Origin of the sequence: Achromobacter sp. HZ01 (assembly GCF_003267925.1) — a bacterium.
In the GTDB taxonomy this organism is placed as follows: Bacteria; Pseudomonadota; Gammaproteobacteria; order Burkholderiales; family Burkholderiaceae_B; genus Achromobacter; species Achromobacter pulmonis_A.
The window spans coordinates 666675-681184 of the sequence record NZ_LWKV01000002.1 but is presented as its reverse complement, the minus strand read 5'-3'; the positions used below and the strand labels follow the sequence as shown (position 1 = coordinate 681184).

General features: G+C 68.1%; 12 protein-coding genes. 8 read left to right on the top strand and 4 right to left on the bottom strand.

Going from position 1 to position 14510, the window contains the following annotated elements; translation table 11 throughout:
- The first annotated feature begins 23 nt into the window (after positions 1 to 23).
- The 8 genes from A6B37_RS12215 (at position 24) to A6B37_RS12180 (ending at position 10225) form a co-directional block, all read left to right on the top strand.
- Entirely contained in the window at positions 24 to 869 is an 846-nt protein-coding gene (locus A6B37_RS12215; protein WP_111825878.1) for a DUF4123 domain-containing protein, read from the top strand.
- Positions 859 to 3498 carry a T6SS effector BTH_I2691 family protein gene (locus A6B37_RS12210; protein ID WP_111825877.1) on the top strand — a complete coding sequence of 880 codons (2640 nt, stop codon included), beginning with the start codon at positions 859 to 861 and terminating at the stop codon, positions 3496 to 3498. The genes A6B37_RS12215 and A6B37_RS12210 overlap by 11 nt, the downstream gene beginning before the upstream one ends.
- Positions 3498 to 4427, top strand: coding sequence for a DUF6708 domain-containing protein (locus A6B37_RS12205; protein WP_111825876.1), 930 nt, complete (start codon positions 3498 to 3500; stop codon positions 4425 to 4427). The genes A6B37_RS12210 and A6B37_RS12205 overlap by 1 nt, the downstream gene beginning before the upstream one ends.
- Before the next feature lie 401 nt (positions 4428 to 4828).
- A complete protein-coding gene (locus A6B37_RS12200) occupies positions 4829 to 5527 on the top strand; it encodes a glutathione binding-like protein (protein ID WP_111825875.1) in 699 nt (232 codons plus the stop codon).
- A gap of 7 nt (positions 5528 to 5534) precedes the next feature.
- Complete coding sequence (locus tag A6B37_RS12195) at positions 5535 to 6461, top strand: LysR family transcriptional regulator (protein WP_102774061.1); 927 nt, start codon at positions 5535 to 5537, stop codon at positions 6459 to 6461.
- A 77-nt stretch (positions 6462 to 6538) separates the two neighbouring features.
- Complete coding sequence (gene tcuA / locus A6B37_RS12190) at positions 6539 to 7948, top strand: FAD-dependent tricarballylate dehydrogenase TcuA (RefSeq protein ID WP_111825874.1); 1410 nt, start codon at positions 6539 to 6541, stop codon at positions 7946 to 7948.
- Positions 7945 to 9159, top strand: a complete 1215-nt coding sequence (tcuB, locus tag A6B37_RS12185; RefSeq protein WP_111825873.1) for a tricarballylate utilization 4Fe-4S protein TcuB — start codon at positions 7945 to 7947, stop codon at positions 9157 to 9159. The genes tcuA and tcuB overlap by 4 nt, the downstream gene beginning before the upstream one ends.
- Before the next feature lie 43 nt (positions 9160 to 9202).
- Positions 9203 to 10225, top strand: coding sequence for a tripartite tricarboxylate transporter substrate binding protein (locus A6B37_RS12180; RefSeq protein ID WP_111825872.1), 1023 nt, complete (start codon positions 9203 to 9205; stop codon positions 10223 to 10225).
- Positions 10226 to 10489: 264 nt separating this feature from the next.
- Here the strand turns inward: A6B37_RS12180 and A6B37_RS12175 are convergent, their stop codons facing one another.
- From A6B37_RS12175 to A6B37_RS12160, 4 genes are read right to left on the bottom strand one after another with little or no spacing between them, the layout of a single operon-like run.
- On the bottom strand, positions 10490 to 11896 hold the full coding sequence (locus A6B37_RS12175; protein ID WP_111825871.1) for a PLP-dependent aminotransferase family protein: 1407 nt from the start codon (positions 11894 to 11896) through the stop codon (positions 10490 to 10492).
- 15 nt (positions 11897 to 11911) lie between these two features.
- Positions 11912 to 12055 carry a DUF2474 family protein gene (locus A6B37_RS12170; RefSeq protein WP_111825870.1) on the bottom strand — a complete coding sequence of 48 codons (144 nt, stop codon included), beginning with the start codon at positions 12053 to 12055 and terminating at the stop codon, positions 11912 to 11914.
- Entirely contained in the window at positions 12055 to 13062 is a 1008-nt protein-coding gene (gene cydB, locus A6B37_RS12165; protein WP_111825869.1) for a cytochrome d ubiquinol oxidase subunit II, read from the bottom strand. The genes A6B37_RS12170 and cydB overlap by 1 nt, the downstream gene beginning before the upstream one ends.
- Positions 13063 to 13066: 4 nt before the next feature.
- On the bottom strand, positions 13067 to 14503 hold the full coding sequence (locus A6B37_RS12160; protein ID WP_102774054.1) for a cytochrome ubiquinol oxidase subunit I: 1437 nt from the start codon (positions 14501 to 14503) through the stop codon (positions 13067 to 13069).
- Positions 14504 to 14510: the final 7 nt, after the last annotated feature.

Genomic DNA, 14510 nt, shown 5'->3' with positions numbered 1-14510 from the left:
GGGCGTTGCGAGAGGAGGGCGGCATGCTCGATTACCAGGCGTTCGACGCCTTCGGCTTCGGTCTGATCCAGGACGAGCGCGCGCGCGGCGTGCCGGCGTTCGTTCAGCCGGAGGTCCTGGTGCCGCCGGCGCTGCGGAAGATGCCCGGCCTGATGCCGAGGCTGGTGGACCTGTCCGCCATGCAGGCCGTGCACAAGGCGCAGGTCCTGGCGGGCCTGAACCAGGCGGTTGTCGATGACGAGGACTTCTGGCTGGGCCTGTTGCTGCAATCGGACCGGCAAGTCGACGCCGTGGCCGCGCATTGCCGCTCGCGCATGATCGTCGACATCGACGGCCAGGGGCCGTGCTTCTTCCGTTTCTTCGATCCGCGCGTGCTGGCGCAACTGCCGTGGATCCTCGACGCGGCGCAACTGGCCTGGCTTTGCGGGCCGGTGCAGCGCTGCATGTTCCGCCTGGACGGGGCGTGGCAGGCGGTGGACCGGCCGGATGCCGCGCCGTCGCCGCGCCTGCGCCTGAGCGCGGAACAGTCGTTCGCGCTGATTCATATGCAGGCGTTGAACGAAGTGCTGGCCGGCCTGGAAACGCTGGCGCCGGACGGGCGCGTGGCCCTGGGGCAGGCCGTGATGGGGCATTTCCGCGCCGCCCGGGACCTGGGGCTGAAATCGCTCGAGGAGCGCAAGGCGTTCGCGCGGCATGGGCTGGAGGTGCATCCGGCCTTCCATCGCCACGAACGGGTGCGCGCCTGCCTGGCGGCCATGCAGCCGGAAGATGATTATCCATACCTGGCCGCGGTCCAGGATCTGTCGGACGAAGACTGGGCCGCCGTGCGCGCGGATATGGAACGAACTGGAGAGCCCGATGGCCGATGAAGTAAAGAACTGCGAAAGAAGGCGTTCGTCGCTGGATTGCGGCGAGGATTGCCCGTTTCACCGTATCGGCCTGCCCATCATGCCGCTGCGCTACGCGGTGTTGAAGAACGACGCGATCTTCCCCGCGCTCGATGGCGACCTGGACATGCCCGAGCTGCGCGAACGGCCGCTGGGCGAGGGCGCGCGCTATGGCGTGCGTCTGCTGCGCACCGGCTATCTGTACGTCTATGACGAAGCGCGCTCCGAGCTGAAAGGCTATTACGTCAACGAGAACGCCACCCTGTACAACTTCGACCTCGACAAGCCGGTGGAAGATTGCGACCGGGCGTTCACGTGCGCCTCCCAGGACCATGAGGCCAAGGCGTCGTTGCTGACGATTCCCAACGCCAGAAACGCGACCTTCGTCTGGCTCGCGTTTTCGGATGTGCAATGGACCAAGGACGTCTGCAAGGCCCACAAGGGCAGAAAGGGCGCCGAGATGCGCCAGCGCCACATGTTCAAGTTCGACGTGCAGGCCTGGCTGAGCGGCAAGAAGCACCCGCAGGCCAAGAGCATCAAGACCTTGAAGGACACGGTGGCCGATTACGTGGTCCACCGCAAGCGCGAACTGGACCCTTACGGCAAGCAGCAGCTGCTGGGCTGGAGCACCGTCGGCTACTACAACGTCAAGGGTTGGATGGGCGAGCCGATCGAGGACGCGGCCGAGGCGTTCTCGCCGGGCAACGGGCTGATGCTGGCCTTGCCGGACGGCACGGGAATCCTGCAGGACATCGCGCGGCTGATGCGCATGCGTTTCGATGATTTCGTCTCGAACAAGGAGGACCTGCGGCCGCTGACCGTGTCGAAGTCCATCGAGTCGATCAGCGAGATCGTCATGCAGTCCGCGGAAAGCGACTTCCTGCGCCGGCGCGGCCAGGATGCGACCAACTATTCCGTCTACGGGACCAGCACCCCGCACATGGCGGTCGGCCCGGGCGGCGCCGGGGCCGAGGGCCTGGCGGTGGGCCAGTTGCTGCTGGACTGGCTGATGCCGGAGAACCGCGAGGGCCGCCTGGCCGAGGCCGACAATTACCGCCATCCGACCGAGGAAGAGCGTCGCAAGGTGCGCTGGGACGCCTGGAGCAAATACTTCGACAACTACGACGAGAACGCCCGCAGGGCGTGGCAAAGCGGTTTCGACGACCGCCTGGCGAAGTTCGACGCCGGGATCATCGTGCCCATGGCCAAGGCGCACGTGGCGTGGATGACCTGCGAAAACACGCTGGAGTCGTTCCAGTGCAATTACGACGCCAACAACGCCGACAGCGGCGAGGTCTACCAGACCGTTCTCGCCCTGTGCATCGACGGAACCCAGGACAAGCGCGTCTGCTTCCAGTTGTACGCCGACTGGCTGCAAGGGAACCCGGAGGACACTCGCAACATCGTGCTGCGGGCCATGTTCCACAACCAGGACTTCGTGGTCAAGAAGGTCGTCGAGGCGCACGAGGCGGCCGTCGACTGGAAGGGAATTCCCTGGAGCAATCTGCACGAGGCCTACAAGACCGGGCTCAAGGTGCTGAGCGAAGGCCAGATGGACAAGACCGCACGCCTGCTCGAACAGATCATGGGGCCGCTGGTGCACGTCCTGAGGCTGGGCGTGGATAGCGCCGTCGCGCGCAGGCTGGCGATGTATATGGGGCTGCTGTCGCGCCAGGACGTGGCGATCGTCGAGGTCGAGGGCGGCCGAAAATCATTCCGCGCCGCGCTGATCCGGGAAATCATGCGCCAGCATGGCGGCAGGGTGGACCTGCGCCAGATGGAGCGCGCGGTGGCCGAAGAGTTGCGCCGCCTGGAAGTGCGCGGCGAACAGATCGAAGGCAGCGACAAGAAGCGCTGGTTCATGCTCGTGGACAGACAGGCCGCCGCCAGCGTGCCGGCGGACATGCGGGCCGGCGACCGGGCCCGGGCGCTGGCGCAGACGACCATGACGATCGAGCAGTACGAGGCCAGGGAGTTGTCGCGCTGGCGCACGACGATCAATACCGACGTGCGGCTTGGCGTGGTCGGCTGCGTGTTCCAGACGGTGGCGGTGTACAAGCTCTGGAGCGACCTGGAATCGGCCATGCCGCACGAGCGCAGCGACGCGAGCTGGAAATTCGTGGTCGGCATCGCTTCGGCCGGCGGCTCGGTGGCCGACGTGCTGGGCGCGGCGCTCAAGGCCAGGGCCGCCGGCGGCATGCGCCTGGGCGTGGGCGTGTCTCTGGACGCCACCGGCTCATTGCTCGCCCGCTGGGGTAGCCGGGTCGGGGTCGTCACCGGCGTCATCATGGCGGTGTTCGATTTCAAGTCGGCCACCGACCAGTTCGTGATCGAGAAGAACGGCCTGATGGGCGGCCTGTACGTCGCCTCGGGTATCCTCAGCCTGATCGTCATCAGCGCCTTCGCCATGTCGGCCACGCTGGTGGGCCTGATCGCGGCGGTGTTCCTGATCATCGTGGCGGTGCTGATCGAGAAGTTCAAGGGAAACAAGATCGACGAGTGGCTCAAGCGCTGCCTGTGGGGCAAGCTGCAGGGGCAGCCCGGCGCCGACTATTACTACGGGGTGCAGCAAGAAATGAACAGCCTGCGCGTGGCGCTTGGAGGCTCGTGATGGATTTCACGGGCCTGATGTCCAGGTTTCCCGACAATCGTCCGCTTTCGGAATTCGACCGCGAACACCGCCTGTCGCAGAAAAAGCGCCTGGACGTGGCGCCGCATGCCGAGCTTTGCGTCGTCAGGATGAATTCCAACGCCCTGCTGTCGGTGGACCGCTGGTACGGCTGGCGCGGCTTCATCGCCTTGATCGGCGGCATAGGCGTGGCCTTCGGCGTGGGCGGCATCCTGATGCTGGCCTGGATCCTGCTGGCGCACGACCTGCCCAACGAAAACGGCCTGTGGGAGGGCATCTTCATCAGCATGGCGATGTGCGCGGCGCTGGCCGCGGCGGGGGCGTGGGTCGCGTGCAAGGAGATGTTCCGCTGGACCTGGTACCCCATTGCGCTGGACCGCAAGCGCCGGCTGGTGCACGTATTCCGGCTGGACGGCAGTATCCTGACCGCGCCCTGGGACAAGATCTATTTCACCCTGGGCCGGGGAAAGGGCGCGATGGGCTGGTTCAACTGGGATATCCGCGGCCTGATCCTGGCCCGGGACGGCGTCACGGTCGAGGAGACTTTCGCCTTCAGCATCGCCACGGGCCGCATCGAGAACGCCCATGCCCACTGGGAATTCCTGCGCCGCTACATGGAGGAAGGCCCGCAGGCGGTGCAGGACGCGGTCCTGTACTGCATGCCGGTGGACGGCAAGCGCGAGAGCTTCGCCTTCTCCAAGGAGCGCGTGTTCGCCAACGACGCGCGCGGCCCCGGCTTCATGTATCTGACCTTGATTCCGTTCAACTACCTGCACGCCATCATGCGCTGGATGGTGATGCAGACCAGCAAGATCCCGGCGTTTCCCCCCGAGATCGAGACCACGCTGCAGCCCGAGCCTGGCGACAAATACGTGCGGGACGCGTCGATGAATCCCGAGGACCTGCGTTAGGGATGAAGCGTCGGCTTCGACCGCAATACCCGGCAAGTGCGCTTTTTCGTGCATGACGGGCCGGGCGGCGCGGTCACGGTTCCCTGGGGCGATGCCTCCGTGTTCTTTCACATCGGGCGCGGCGCTCAGAACGGGAATCTTCCCGATCTGCGTTGCCCTGTGCTCAGGAACGATCGGGTGATGCAGACGTTTACCGTGGGCCATTACTGGCGCCATGAAAACCACGTGCGCGCGGTACGAGTTCGCGCGGGACCGGGCAATCTACCGGCGCGCGGCCGAACGGCATCGGCAGCGGCAACGCTGGAAGTAGCGGAGCCGGCGCTGGCCGGCCACCGGCAGGCGGGGTTTTGCGCTAGGATTAGCCGCAGTAATTTCCCGCCGTCCTCTCTGGAGCCCCCCGCATGGCCGACCTCAGCGCCTTTCCCATCACCAAGAAGTGGCCCGCCCGGCATCCCGACCGCATCCAGCTGTATTCGCTGCCCACGCCCAATGGGGTGAAGGTGTCGATCATGCTGGAGGAAACCGGGCTGCCCTATGAGGCCCACCGGGTCAGTTTCGATACCAAGGACCAGTTCTCGCCGGAATTCCTTTCGCTCAGCCCGAACAACAAGATTCCGGCGATTCTCGATCCCGATGGTCCCGAGGGCAAGCCGCTGGGCCTGTTCGAGTCGGGCGCCATCCTGATCTATCTGGCCGGCAAGACGGGCAAGTTCCTGCCGGCGGATACGGCGGGGCGCTACGAGACGCTGCAGTGGGTCATGTTCCAGATGGGCGGCATCGGGCCGATGTTCGGCCAGCTGGGCTTTTTCCACAAGTTCGCCGGCAAGGACTTCGAGGACAAGCGTCCGCGCGACCGCTACGTGGAAGAGTCCAAGCGCCTGCTGGGCGTGCTGGACAAGCGGCTGGAAGGGCGCGACTGGGTGATGGGCGACGAATACACCATCGCCGACATCGCCATCCTGCCCTGGGTGCGCAATCTGGTGGGCTTTTACGGCGCGGGCGAGCTGGTGGAGTTTTCCCGCTACAAGAACGTCGGCCGGGTGCTGGAAGCCTTCGTGGCCCGCCCGGCGGTGGCCAGGGGCCTGACGATACCGGCCTGAGCCGCTCATGGAACTGCGCCAGCTGCGTTATTTCGTACGAGTCGTGGAGGCCGGCAGCATCGGCCGCGCGGCCCAGTCCATCGGCATGGTCACGTCGGCGCTCAGCCAGCAGATCAGCCGGCTGGAGGGCGAGCTGGCCACGCGGCTGCTGCGGCGCAGCGCCAGCGGGGTGGAGCCGACCGACGCGGGGCTGGCGTTTTTCCGGCAGGCGCAGCTGGCGCTGCGCCATGCCGACGACGCCGTCCAGGCCGCGCAGCAGGCCCGGCTGGCCGGCCACGTCAGCGTGGGCCTGCCGTCCACCACGGCCGCCATCCTCGGCGCGGCCTTCGTGCAGGCCATGAACCAGCGCTATCCGGATATCCGCCTGCACCTGGTGGAGGCGCTGTCCGGCCATCTGAGCGACATGCTCAACGGCCGCATGCTGGACCTGGCCATTGTGTTCCAGGCCGAGTCGGCGCGCCGCTGGAGCGTGATGCCGCTGCTGGACGAGCCGCTGTTCCTGCTGGCCCGGCCCGGCATGCCGGGGCTGCCGCCGGGCGAAACCACGCGCATCGAGGCCATCGCGCACCTGCCGCTGGTGCTGCCCAGCGGGCGCCACGGGCTGCGGGCGCTGGTCAACCACGCCTACCAGCAGTCGGGCCACGCGCCGCTGGTGGCGGTGGAGGTCGATGGCCTGCCGGTGCTCATGGACGTGGTGCAGCTGGGCCACGTCGCCACCATCCAGCCCAGTTCGGCCATGGCGCGGATCGCGCCGGGCCAGCTGCACATGGCGCGCATCGACGATGCCCACCTGTTCCGCCCGAATCTGCTGGCCAGCCTGTCCGAGGACGAGCTGTCGCCCGCGGCGCTGGCCGCGCGGCTGGTGCTGGCGGACGTCTCGCGCGCGTTGGCGCGCGAGGGCAAATGGCCGGTGGTGACCCTTCACGATTCATGAAGACCCGTTGACGGCTGGCTGATATCGGCCGGCGGCCGCGCTGGCTACAGTGCGTTCCTTGAAAGAGGAACAACGGCATGGTCGACGTCTTGGTGATAGGAGGGGGCAACGCGGCGCTGTGCGCGGCCCTGATGGCGCGCGAGGCCGGCGCCAGCGTGCTGCTGCTGGAAGCGGCGCCGCGCGAGTGGCGCGGCGGCAATTCGCAGCACACGCGCAACCTGCGCTGCATGCACGACGCGCCGCAGGACGTGCTGGTCGACGCCTATCCCGAGGAAGAATACTGGCAGGACCTGCTCAAGGTGACGGGCGGGCTGACCAACGAACACCTGGCGCGGCTGGTCATCCGCGAGTCCTCGACCTGCAGGGACTGGATGCGCCGCCACGGCGTGAATTTCCAGCCGCCGCTGTCGGGCGCGCTGCACGTGGCGCGCACCAACGCGTTTTTCATGGGCGGCGGCAAGGCCCTGGTCAATGCCTATTACCGCAGCGCCGAGGCGCTGGGCGTGCAGATCCGCTACGAGGCGCCCGTGGATGCGCTGGAGCTGGACGGCGGCCGTTTCGTGGCCGCGCGCATCGGCGCCGAGCGTATCGAGGCGCGCGCCTGCGTGCTGGCGGCGGGCGGCTTCGAGTCCAACCGCGAATGGCTGCGCGAGGCCTGGGGCCAGAACGAGCGCGGCGAATGGCCGGCCGACAACTTCCTCATCCGCGGCACGCGCTTCAACATGGGCGTGCTGCTGAAGTTCATGCTGGACGCCGGCGCCGACGGCATCGGCGATCCGTCGCAGTCGCACTGCGTGGCCATCGACGCGCGCGCGCCGCTGTATGACGGCGGCATCTGCACCCGCATCGACTGCGTGTCGCTGGGCGTGGTGGTCAACCGCGAGGCGCGCCGCTTCTATGACGAGGGCGAGGATTTCTGGCCCAAGCGCTACGCCATCTGGGGCCGGCTGACGGCCATGCAGCCGGGCCAGATCGCGTATTCCATCATCGACGCCAAGGCCGTGGGCCGCTTCATGCCGCCGGTGTTTCCGGGCGTGAAGGCCGATACGCTGCCGGAGCTGGCGGCCAGGCTGGGCCTGGACCCGGTCGCTTTCGAGCAGACCATCCGCCAATACAACGAGGCCTGCCGCGTCGGCAAGTTCGACCACACGGCGCTGGACGACTGCCATACCGAAGGCCTGACGCCGGCCAAGACGCACTGGGCGCGGCCCATCGACACGGCGCCGTTCTACGGCTATGCGCTGCGGCCCGGCATCACTTTCACCTATCTGGGCCTGAAGGTGGACGACACCGCCGCGGTCCGTTTCAACGACGTGCCCAGCGACAACCTCTTCGTCGCGGGCGAAATGATGGCCGGCAACGTGCTGGGCAAGGGCTATACGGCCGGGGTGGGCATGTCCATCGGCACGGCCTTCGGCCGCATCGCCGGCACCCGGGCCGCCGCCGCGGCGGCGCGCACCCGGCACAACGCGGAAAGCACGACATGAAGCAACTTGAAGCCCTGGCCCGCGAGGCGCAGTCTTTCCCGGGATCGAAGCCGGCCATGACCGAGCAGACCATACACTGGCATGGCGGCGCCAAGCCGCAGGCCGGCGCGCTGACGGACGACGAAACCGAAGTGGCGCGCGTCATGCAGATCTGCAACGCCTGCCGCTATTGCGAAGGCTTTTGCGCGGTGTTTCCCGCCATGACGCGCCGCCTGGAGTTCGGCAAGGCAGACATCAATTACCTGGCCAATCTGTGCCACAACTGCGGCGCCTGTCTGCACGCGTGCCAGTACGCGCCGCCGCACGAGTTCGCGGTGAACGTGCCGCAGGCCATGGCGCGCGTGCGGGTGCAGACCTATACCGACTATGCCTGGCCGCCGGCGCTGGGCCGGCTGTACAAGCGCAACGGCCTGGCCCTGTCGCTGGCCACGGCCGCCGGCCTGGCGCTGTTCCTGGCCCTGGCGGCGCTGATGGGCGGCGGGCTGCTGCACGAGCCGCTGGCCGGCGATTTCTACGCCGTGTTCCCGCACAACACGCTGGCGCTGATGTTCGGCGTGGTCTTCAGCCTGGCCGTGCTGGCGCTGGGCGTGGGCGTGACGCGCTTCTGGCGCGACGTCAGCCCGGGGGCGGCGTCCGGCGCGGCGGTGGCCGAGGCCGCGCATGACGCGCTGCGCCTGCGCTACCTGGACGGCGGCCACGGCAAGGGCTGCAACAACGCGGACGACGCCTTCACGCTGTGGCGCCGGCGCTTCCACCACTGCACTTTCTACGGCTTCATGCTGTGCTTCGCGGCCACCAGCGTGGCCACGCTGTACCACTACCTGCTGGGGCAGCCGGCGCCGTATCCGTTCTGGAGCGCGCCGGTGCTGCTGGGCACGGCCGGCGGCATCGGCCTGCTGATCGGGCCGGCCGGCCTGCTGTGGCTGAACCTCAAGCGCCATCCGCAGCAGGGCGACGCCGCGCAAAAGCCCATGGACCGCGGCTTCATCGCGCTGCTGTTCCTGACCAGCGCCACCGGGCTGGCGCTGCTGGCCGGCCGCGACGGCGGGGCGATGGCACTGCTGCTGGCGATCCATCTGGGCGTGGTGATGGCGCTGTTCCTGACGCTGCCCTACGGCAAGTTCGCCCACGGCATCTACCGTTCGGCCGCGCTGCTGAAGTGGGCCATCGAGAAACGCCAGCCCAACAAGCTGCAGCTGGGCTCGGACTGAACGGCCGCGCCGCTTTCCACAATAACGAAACCAGGAGACTTCAATGTTCCGCACTTCCTTGCTGGCGCGCGCCGCGCTGGCCGCCTGTCTGCTGCCGGCCCTGCCGGCGGCGCAAGCCCAGTCCTTTCCCGAAAAGCCGATCACGCTGGTCGTGCCGCATTCCGCCGGCGGCACTTCGGACATTCTGGCGCGCACCGTGGCGGCCGAGGCCGCCAAGACCCTGGGGCAGACCATTGTCGTCGAGAACAAGGGTGGGGCCAACGGCACCATCGCGGCCAAGCAGGTGGCCACTTCCGCGCCGGACGGCTATACGCTGCTGCTGGCCACCGCCAGCACGCACGGCATCAACCCATCCTTGTACTCGCGCATTTCGTACGACGCGGTGAAGGACTTCACCCCCGTCACGCTGCTGGCCACCGTGCCCAATGTGCTGGTGATCGGCAAGCAGGTGCAGGCGTCCAACGTGCAGGAGCTGATCGCCTTCATCCGCTCGCAGGGCGACCGGATCAACATGGGTTCGGCCGGCGCGGGCACGCCCGGCCACCTGGCCGGCGAGATGTTCAAGAGCGCGGCCGGCCTGCAGTTCACGCACGTGCCTTACAAGGGCGGCAGCCCCGCCATCACGGATCTGATCGGCGGCCAGATCGACTTCATGTTCACCACCATTCCCGGCGTGCTGCCGCAGGTCAAGGCGGGCGCGCTGCGCGCGCTGGCGGTGACCTCGCCGCAGCGTTCGCCGGCCATGCCGGATACGCCCACCATGGCCGAGGCCGGTCTGACGGGCTTCAAGGCGGTCTCGTGGCACGGCATCGTCGCGCCCGCGGGTACGCCCGACGCGGTCGTGGCCAGGCTGAACCAGGCGCTGGGCGGCGCGCTGGCTTCCCCGGCCGTCAAGCAGCGTCTGATGGAAGAAGGCGCGCAGGCTTCCCCGGCCGTCAAGCAGCGTCTGATGGAAGAAGGCGCGCAGGCTTCCGGCCTGAGCACGGCCGAGTTCGGCGCCTTCATCCAGGCCGAGATCGCGGCCTGGGCCAAGGCGGTCAAGGATTCGGGCGCGACGGCGAACTAGGGCCTGTTCACACTAAAAGGAGCCACGCACAGGCCGGTAATCGGGCGCCAGGCTAGGCGCGCTCGCCGCCGCGTGGCTGTGCCACGCAAGGTGAGTGCAACGACGCCTGGCGCCCGATTACCGGCCTGCCCGAAGGGTGAGTACCCAAATGAGCGCCTCTCCGCGTTGCGAATGCTCGCCGGGGACCTGCCACGACTGCGCTTCGCGCCTTGATAGGCCCTCATTTGGGTACTCATGCGTGGCTCCTTTTAGTGTGAACAGGCCCTACGCCAGCAGCTTGCCGAGCGTGGCCATGCCTTGCTCCATCTCCGGGTTCCAGGGATGGCCGGCGTTCAGGCGCAGGAAGTTGCCGAAGGCCCCCGAGGCCGAGAACAGCGGGCCCGGCGCGATGCTGATGCCGTGCCCCAGCGCGGCGCGATGGACCTTGAGCGTGTCGATGCCCGCCGGCAGCTCCACCCACACGAAGTAGCCGCCCGCCGGCCGCGTGGCGCGCGTGCCTTTGGGGAAGTAGCGGGCGATGGCCTGCAGCAGTTCGCCCTGCTGCTGGGCCAGCGCCTGGCGGAACTGGCGCAGATGCCGGTCGAAGCCGCCTTTCTCCAGGTAGGCGGCGATGGCGGCCTGGGTGGGCGCGGCCGTCGCCAGGCTGGTGGTCAGCTTGTTGCGCATGATCCGGCGCGTGTAGCGGCCCGCGGCCACCCAGCCCACGCGGTAGCCCGGCGCAAGGGTCTTGGAGAACGACGAGCAGTGCATCACGATGCCTTCGCGGTCATAGGCCTTGGCGGGGCGCGGGCGCTGCTCGCCGAAGTACAGCTCGCCGTAGACGTCGTCTTCGATCAGCGCCACGCCGTGGCGGGTCAGCAGGGCGACCAGCGCTTCCTTTTTTTCGTCCGGCATCAGGCTGCCCAGCGGGTTCTGGAAGGTGGTCATGAGCCAGCAGGCGCGCGGATGGTGTTGCACGATGGCCGCTTCCAGCGCCTGCAGGTCTATGCCTTCGCGCGGGTGGGTGGCGACCTCGATGGCGTGCAAATGGTTGCGCTCCAGCGATTGCAGCGCCGCGTAGAAGGTGGGCGATTCGACGATGACGGCATCGCCCGGCTCGGTCACCGCGGCCAGGCTCAGGTTCAGCGCGTCCAGCGCGCCGTTGGTGATGATGATGTCGTCGACCGGCACCGACATGCCGTCGGCCAGGTAGCGCAGCGCGATGGCGCGGCGCAGCGCGGCGTCGCCGGGGCTGAGGTCGTCGATGGAACTCCAGGGGTCTAGGCGCTGCGCCGAGGCCGCCATGAACTTCGCCAGCCGTCCGTAGGGCAGCAGCGACGGGCTGGGAAAGGCCGAACCGAAGGGCAGCATGTCGCGGCGCAGGGTGGCGTTGAGCACCTGCAGCACGTTGTCGCTGACGTCCACCGGATGGCGGCCGGCGCTGGCGCTGGACAGGCCGTCGGGCTCGGGCAGCGCGGCGTGCGGCGCGCGCAGCACGTAGTAGCCGGAGCGGTCGCGCGCGCGGATCAGGCCGCGCGCCTCCAGCAGGTAATAGGCCTTGAATACGGTCGAGGGGCTCACGCCGCGGCTGGCGCTGGTCTGCCGCACCGAGGGCAGGCGGTCGCCGGCCTGCAGCAGTCCCGAGCGGATCGAGGCGGTTATTTCTTCTGTCAGCCGTTCATAGCGTTTCATGGCGGGTCCGTGGGTTCAGGTCGACATGCCGATGGATCTCATGACCAGGCGCAGCGCAAAGGCGGCCGCGCCCAGCGCCGCGACGCTGCATGTCCAGATTATCGCCAGCCACAGCAGGCGGCTGCGCCACGAGGGCAGGGTGGGGGGGGTACGGTTCATCAATGGAACTCCTCGCCGGTGCGCACCTTGCCGCGAAACACATAGTAGGACCAGGCGGTGTACATGAGAATCACGGGAATGATGGCCAGCGCGCCCACCAGCGCGAAACCCTGGCTTTGCGGCGGCGCGGAGGCCGTCCAGATGGACACGTCGGGCGGGATGATGGCGGGCCAGATGCTGATGCCCAGGCCGCTGTAGCCCAGGAACACCAGGGCCAGCGACAGCACGAAGGGGCCGGCGCCGGGCGCGCCGCGCACGCGGCGCAACAGCTCGAAGCCGGCGGCCGCGACCAGCACCGGCACGGGCAGGAACCAGAACATGCCGGGCAGGCTGAACCAGCGCTGCGCGATCTGCGGCTGCGCCAGCGGCGTCCAGGCGCTGAGCGCGGCGATCACCGCCAGCAGCGCCAGCGTCAGCGGCCGGGCGATGGCGCACATGTGGCGGTACAGGCGGCCCTCGGTCTTCATGATGAGCCAGGTGCAGCCCAGCAGCGCATAGGCCGCCACCAGCCCGGCGCCGGTGAACAGCGAAAACGGGCTGATCCAGTCCCAGGGGCCGCCGCTGTAGACGCGGTCCGTCACCGGGATGCCTTCGATGTAGGCGCCCAGCGTCACGCCCTGGAAGAAGGTGGCGCAGACCGAGCCGGCGACGAAGGCGCGGTCCCACAGCGGGCGGTGGTGTTCGTCGGCCTTGAAGCGGAACTCGAACGCCACGCCGCGGAAGATGAGGCCCAGCAGCATGAACACCAGCGGCAGGTGCAGCGCGTGCAGGATCACCGAGTAGGCCAGCGGGAACGCCGCCAGCAGGCCGGCGCCGCCCAGCACCAGCCAGGTTTCGTTGCCGTCCCACACGGGCGCCACGGTGTTGACCATCACGTCGCGTTCGTCGCGGTCGGAGATCAGCGGAAACAGGATGCCGATGCCCAGATCGAAGCCATCCATGATCACGTACATCATCACGCCGAACAGGATGATGACGGCCCATACCAGTGCAAGGTCGATGCCCATGGTCTCAGACTCCCGAATGCGAGTGTTGCGCGGGCTCGACGCCCGCCAGGGTGGAGGCGGCCGACAGCGGCCGCGACGGCTGGCGCGGCTCGCCCGGGCCGCCGGACAGCGGCGCGTGCCCGGGGGCGGGGCCGGGGCCCATGCGGATCAGCCGGAGCATGTACGAGACGCCGGCGCCGAACACCAGCAGGTACACCGCCACGAACAGCGCCAGGGTCAGCGTCAGCTCGCCCAGCCCGTGCGGCGTGGCCGCGTCGGCGGTGCGCATCACGCCGTACACCACCCAGGGCTGGCGGCCGATCTCGGTTACGTACCAGCCGGCCAGGATGGCGATCAGCCCGGACGGTCCCATCCACAGCGCGAAGCGCTGCAGCCCGCGCGATTCGTAGAGGCGGCCGCGCCAGCGCGACCACAGCGCCCAGCCGGCCAGCGCGATCATCAGCATGCCCAGCCCCGCCATGACGCGGAACGACCAGAACACGGCCGTGGCGTTGGGCCGGTCCTCGGGCGGATACGACTTCAGGCCGGGGAACTGGCCGTCCCAGCTATGCGTGAGGATCAGGCTGCCCAGGCGCGGGACGTTCAGCGCGTAGCGGGTTTCCTCGCGCGCCATGTCGGGAATGCCGAACAGCGTCAGCGGCACGCCGGCGCCCGGCTCGTTCTCCCAATGGCCCTCGATCGCGGCGATCTTGGCCGGCTGGTGTTCCAGCGTGTTCAGTCCGTGCAGGTCGCCCACCACGGCCTGCAGCGGCGCCACCAGCAGCAGCATGCCCATCGCCATCGCGTACATCTTCTTCACGGCCGGGCTGCGGTCGCCGCGCAGCAGGTGCCAGGCGCCGGAGGCGCCCACCATGAGCGCGGTGGCCAGGAAAGCCGCGATGCCCATGTGCGCCAGGCGGTAGGGAAACGAGGGGTTGAAAATCACCGCCAGCCAGTCCGTGGGCACCACGCGCCCATCCAGGATTTCGTAGCCGGCGGGCGTCTGCATCCAGCTGTTGGAGGCCAGAATCCAGGTGGCCGAGACCAGCGTGCCCAGCGCCACCATGACGGTCGAGAAGAAATGCAGCCCCGGTCCCACGCGCGACCACCCGAACAGCATCACGCCCAGGAAGCCGGCCTCCAGGAAGAAGGCGGTCAGCACCTCATAGGCCAGCAGCGGGCCGGTCACGCTGCCGGCGAAGTCGGAGAAAAAGCTCCAGTTGGTGCCGAACTGGTAGGCCATCACCAGGCCGGAGACCACGCCCATGCCGAAGTTGACGGCGAAGATCTTGGTCCAGAAGTGGTAGAGGTCACGGTAGACCGTGTTGCGCGTGCGCAGCCACAGCCCTTCCAGCACCGCGAGGTAGCTGGCCAGCCCGATGGTGATGGCGGGGAAGATGATGTGAAACGAGATGGTGAAGCCGAACTGTATTCGGGCTAGCAATAGCGCGTCGCTGTCCATGGCGGTG

What these genes read in the sequence shown, in the direction of transcription:
- A6B37_RS12215 (WP_111825878.1), top strand. Translation starts at nt 24, where the DNA reads ATGCTCGATTACCAGGCGTTCGACGCCTTCGGCTTCGGTCTGATCCAG.
- A6B37_RS12210 (WP_111825877.1), top strand. Translation starts at nt 859, where the DNA reads ATGGCCGATGAAGTAAAGAACTGCGAAAGAAGGCGTTCGTCGCTGGAT.
- A6B37_RS12205 (WP_111825876.1), top strand. Translation starts at nt 3,498, where the DNA reads ATGGATTTCACGGGCCTGATGTCCAGGTTTCCCGACAATCGTCCGCTT.
- A6B37_RS12200 (WP_111825875.1), top strand. Translation starts at nt 4,829, where the DNA reads ATGGCCGACCTCAGCGCCTTTCCCATCACCAAGAAGTGGCCCGCCCGG.
- A6B37_RS12195 (WP_102774061.1), top strand. Translation starts at nt 5,535, where the DNA reads ATGGAACTGCGCCAGCTGCGTTATTTCGTACGAGTCGTGGAGGCCGGC.
- tcuA (WP_111825874.1), top strand. Translation starts at nt 6,539, where the DNA reads ATGGTCGACGTCTTGGTGATAGGAGGGGGCAACGCGGCGCTGTGCGCG.
- tcuB (WP_111825873.1), top strand. Translation starts at nt 7,945, where the DNA reads ATGAAGCAACTTGAAGCCCTGGCCCGCGAGGCGCAGTCTTTCCCGGGA.
- A6B37_RS12180 (WP_111825872.1), top strand. Translation starts at nt 9,203, where the DNA reads ATGTTCCGCACTTCCTTGCTGGCGCGCGCCGCGCTGGCCGCCTGTCTG.
- A6B37_RS12175 (WP_111825871.1), bottom strand. Translation starts at nt 11,896, where the DNA reads ATGAAACGCTATGAACGGCTGACAGAAGAAATAACCGCCTCGATCCGC.
- A6B37_RS12170 (WP_111825870.1), bottom strand. Translation starts at nt 12,055, where the DNA reads ATGAACCGTACCCCCCCCACCCTGCCCTCGTGGCGCAGCCGCCTGCTG.
- cydB (WP_111825869.1), bottom strand. Translation starts at nt 13,062, where the DNA reads ATGGGCATCGACCTTGCACTGGTATGGGCCGTCATCATCCTGTTCGGC.
- A6B37_RS12160 (WP_102774054.1), bottom strand. Translation starts at nt 14,503, where the DNA reads ATGGACAGCGACGCGCTATTGCTAGCCCGAATACAGTTCGGCTTCACC.